Origin of the sequence: Caballeronia telluris, assembly GCF_001544495.1 — a bacterium.
Taxonomy (GTDB): Bacteria; Pseudomonadota; Gammaproteobacteria; order Burkholderiales; family Burkholderiaceae; genus Caballeronia; species Caballeronia telluris.
Window position 1 is genome coordinate 1 of the sequence record NZ_FCNZ02000091.1, and the last position, 3,278, is coordinate 3,278.

The 3,278-nt window shown below is 60.9% G+C and carries 3 protein-coding genes; all 3 read right to left on the reverse strand.

The features are described from left to right. On the reverse strand, window positions 1–1,302 hold a 1,302-nt coding region (locus AWB66_RS32115), incomplete at its 3' end, for a PHP domain-containing protein (protein ID WP_125469883.1). Between the two features lie 12 nt (window positions 1,303–1,314). Further along, window positions 1,315–2,778 (reverse strand): Y-family DNA polymerase, encoded by a 1,464-nt coding sequence (locus AWB66_RS32120; protein ID WP_087634006.1) that lies wholly within the window; start codon window positions 2,776–2,778, stop codon window positions 1,315–1,317. Beyond that, window positions 2,702–3,278 (reverse strand): translesion DNA synthesis-associated protein ImuA (imuA, locus tag AWB66_RS32125; RefSeq protein WP_087634007.1); only part of this gene is annotated, 577 nt, incomplete at its 5' end. The genes imuA and AWB66_RS32120, both read right to left, overlap by 77 nt.

The window sequence follows — 3,278 nt, forward strand, 5'->3', positions numbered from 1 at the left end:
AGCACCGCGCGGCCGATAGGTTGATACCGCTGCGGCGATAGCAGCCCTGTCGCGACCATATTTCCGGTAGATGTATTGGATGACCTCTTCGCGTCGCTGGTGCTCGAAGTCAACGTCGATGTCGGGCGGTTCGCCGCGCTCCTTTGAAATGAAACGCTCGAACAGCATATTTCCGCGGGACGGGTCGACCTCCGTCACGCCGAGGCAGTAGCAGACCGCGCTGTTCGCGGCTGAGCCTCGGCCTTGACACAGAATGTGCTGACTACGTGCGAAGCGCACGATGTCGTACACCGTCAGAAAGTAAGCTTCGTATCGGAGCTCACGAATGAGGTGCAACTCGTGCTCGATTTGCTCCTGAACCGCGTGTGGGATGCCGGCCGGGAAACGTCGATGAGCGCCGATGTAGGTCTCTTGTCTTAAATACGCCTCGTGTGTGAAGCCGTCCGGGACGAGCTCGTCTGGGTACTCGTATCGAAGCTCATCCAATGAGAAGTTGCAGCGCTCGAGGATGTTGAGCGTCTCTGACAGCGTGTGCGCCGGGTAGAGGTTCGCAAGCCGCAGTCGCGAACGTAGATGACCTTCGGCATTTGGAGCAAGGTCATAGCCGCACTCCGCGACGGGCTTGCCAAGTCGAATGGCGGTCATCGTGTCTTGCAGTGGCTTCCTCGACCGCACATGCATGACGACATTTCCGGTCGCGACAACTGGGACGCGATACTGGTCAGCAACGTATTCGATAGCCCCGCGATGAATGTCGTCCATCGCACGTTGGTGCAAGGTGAGTCCCACCCATGCGCGCTCCGCGAAGACATCATTCATCCACTCGAGCTGAGCAGCAAGAGCCTCTTCTTTCGCAGGGAAGTCTGGCACCAGAATGGCAAGGCAGTCGGGCATGCCTCTAAGATGCGCGTAACCACTCTCGGGCTTTGAGATGTCCTGCGGCGTCAACAGGTATTCGCCCTTGGCTGCTCGCATGCGTCCCAACGTGATGAACTCGGATAGGTTGCCGTAGCCGTTGCGATTTTGAGCGAGCAGAATCAGACCGAACGCCGGACTCTTGTCGGCATTTACGAGCTGAAAGAACGAACCAATGATGAGCGGGAGCTTCTCCTCTTTCGCCTGTACATGAGCGCGGACTACGCCCGCCAGCGAGCATTCATCCGTGACAGCAAGTCCGGAGTAACCGAGTTGCGAAGCACGGAGAACCAGCTCCTCGCCATGCGAAGCGCCGCGGAGAAAAGAGAAGTTGGTGAACGCGAATAGCTCCGCGTAATCCGGCAATGCCGACGAGGGGAAGTCCACGACGGCACCTTGTTACCCGAAGAGGCCGTGGAGGAACCACCGTACTTCCTCCGTCTTCACGCTCGGGCGTTCGCGGTAAATCCAATAGCAGCTTTTGTCGGTTGCCTCCGCGACGTAATAATCGCGCGTGACTGCTTCGCCGTCATGCCAACCGGCCTCGATGCGCTCGCCAGTCGAAACTAGCTTGAGCGGCGAACCGTAGAACGGTCGATGGTTCTTCACCATGAGACGAACGGGCTCGTCGAGCAACCAGGTCGGCCGCGGCAAACCCGCCGGCGGGACGTTCGGCTTCGCCTCGTCCTGCACCGGTACCCATCGATTCGCCTGTTCGGGCCTGTGGTCAGCGGTCGGCGCAGGCCGCAACACGTTCTCCGCACCAAGTCGCGCAACGAGGAGTTCGATGAGGCGATTGTGGTCTTTGGTAGACCCGCCAGGGTCGGGAAACAGCGAGTCGCTCGGCGGCTCGGCCGGCTCGACTTTGGAAACCGTCAGTCGAACGGCAAGCACAGCAGCCGGCAGTTCGGTGCGTCCGAGCCGCTCCTTGAGCAGACGCACGAGGTGCTCTTCATGCCAGGTCGGCTCAGCAAGAGCGATTTCAAGAATGGTGGGCTCGACGGCTTGTCGGCCGCGTTCGTGCTCGAGGGATATGGTGGCGTGAGTCAGCGCGAGTTGCTGCGCGCTTAACCAACCGCAAAGCTGCACGATGAGGCGTCGGGCAGAGAAAAGCACGGCTTCGGCGTGTTCGACGCGGTCAGGCAGTTCAGTTCGGGCGCTGAAGGTTGGCGGAACCTCGAGCCACTGATAGAGCTCGGGCGAGAGGCCATAGGCACGGTCAAGAGAGTCAAGCAAATCCACACCGCACCTCTTCTTCAGCCCAGCACGCGGGAGGCGCCGGATGTCACTCAATGCTCGGCAACCGAGACCTTGAAACCAATCCGCGAACGCTCGGACCTCTTGCACGACCATGAAAGGAAGAGCATCGAGATTTCGTTCGAGCGAACGCATCTTCAGTACGCGGCATCGGCCTCGCTTGGCCAGCAGCCATGCGCCTTGCCCGGTTGGTGCAACGCTCATGCGGGCCGTCACGCCTATCGAGTTGACGACGCCTCGCAACTGCGAACAGATACAACGGACGCCGCCGAACAGACGCAGACTTGCGGTCACGTCCACGACGATGGTCTCTTCGTCGCAGACAGCAACCTGCGGCGAGAAGCGCAGTAAGCCCAAGGCGACCTCGCGCTGCACCTCCCGCTCGCGTTCCAAACTACGGTCGTAGACCGCCGCGTCAGGCGACAGCGTCGTCACGCCGCCCCGCTTCATTCCGGGCAACACACCGGCTTCTCTTGCCACGGCGTCCATCACAATCACCTTGTCGCGCTCCAGCACGACGCACCCGTGCTCAGTCGGCGGTGACCACCGCGGACGGAATACCTCCAGCGAGAGCCGGGGCAGGAAGATGGCGACGAACACGGCCATAAGGGCTGAGCAAAATTGGTGACGGTTGCAGGGCGACGGACAATGTTTCGGTTCGCGTCGGGCCTCGTCGCTTTAAAACATCGACGACGAGGCCGCCGTCAGCCGGTCTGACTCCCAGTCGGAGAACCGCAGGCGAAGCATCTTGGGCACTGGCCAGTGGTCTGATAAGCACGAGTAGCGTTTCCGTCGCCTGCGCGGCAAGGTGAAGCCGTCGCAGTGCCTCAGCCGGGATGTGCTGTTGCCAGAACACGAGGGCGCCGCAGGTTTTGGCCTGAAGTACGCGCTCGGCGCACCAGAGGGCGTCCGCTGTCTTCGGCGCTCGCAGCCTCAGCAGTTTGTTCATCGACAGCCCGAGATACGAAAACGCCAACGCGTTGGGAACGTGCGGCGCCTGCAAAAGCACCACTGGTCGCGCACTCAATTCCGAGAGCGCGGGCCTCAAAAGTCGCATCTCGCCAATCCCTGGTTGCTGGACGAGCAACTCCACCAGTGTTCCCAAT

Bases quoted from the DNA above. Each gene is read 5' to 3' on its own strand.
- AWB66_RS32120 (WP_087634006.1), bottom strand. From the start codon at position 2,778: ATGGCCGTGTTCGTCGCCATCTTCCTGCCCCGGCTCTCGCTGGAGGTA.